The following is a 1,022-nucleotide window of genomic DNA, read 5'->3' as shown; positions in this document are numbered from 1 at the left end:
CCACCACCGCCTCCAACACCCGAACAAACCGCTCCGCAAACAACACCATCGTCGACTCATCGAACAAGTCCGTCGCATACGTCAACGTCGCCGACAACCCCGCAGCACCACCATCGGCATCGAACAACTCCTCCACCGTCACCTGCACATCGAACTTCGCAACCGCAACATCGAAATCAACCGCCGACACCGACAACCCCGGCAACTCCAGCGAAGACCGCTCCAAATTCTGGAACGACAACATCACCTGAAACAACGGATGACGCCCCTGCGACCGAGCAGGATTGAGCACCTCCACCAAACGCTCGAACGGCACATCCGCATGCCCGAACGCCCCCAAATCTCGCTCACGCACATCCCGAACCACATCAGCAAACGACCAATCCGAACCAAACACCGTCCGCAACACCAACGTATTGACAAACATCCCGATCACATCATCGAGAGCAGCCTCACCACGCCCCGCCACCGGCGTACCCACCGCCACATCATCAGACCCCGACAACCGCGACAACAACACCGCCAACGCCGAATGCACCACCATGAACAACGACGCATTCAACTCCCGCGCCACCACACTCAACCCACGATGCACACCCGCATCCACCGAAAACACAACATTCGCACCACGATTGGACGCCACAACAGGACGAACCCGATCAGAAGGCAAATCCAACTGATCCGGCAAACCCTCCAACGCCGACCGCCAAAACGACACCTGCTGCGACAACAACGAATCCGGCTCCGACTCCGACCCCAACACCGCACGCTGCCACAACGCATAATCGGCATACTGCACCGCAAGAGGAGCCCACCCCGGCTCCTCACCCGAAGCCCGCGCCACATACGCACCCATCACATCCCGCGTCAACGGCCCCATCGAAAAACCATCAGCCGCAATATGATGCACCACAAACACCACAACAAACTCCGAACCCACACCACCCGAACCCACAACCTCGAACAAACGAGCCCGAAACGGCACCTCCGCCGTCACATCGAACCCAACAGAGACGAACTCG

The 1,022-nt window shown here is 58.9% G+C and carries 1 protein-coding gene; it reads right to left on the bottom strand.

Translation table 11 applies throughout. The annotated features are described in order from the left end of the window. On the bottom strand, window positions 1-955 hold a 955-nt coding region (locus tag QMK32_RS25150; RefSeq protein ID WP_349307593.1), incomplete at its 3' end, for a condensation domain-containing protein. Window positions 956-1,022 lie beyond the last annotated feature (67 nt).

Origin of the sequence: Rhodococcus sp. H29-C3 (assembly GCF_030063405.1) — a bacterium.
GTDB lineage: Bacteria > Actinomycetota > Actinomycetes > Mycobacteriales > Mycobacteriaceae > Rhodococcoides.
The sequence above is the reverse complement of the archived record's forward strand: the minus strand, read 5'-3'. Positions and strand labels throughout refer to the sequence as shown.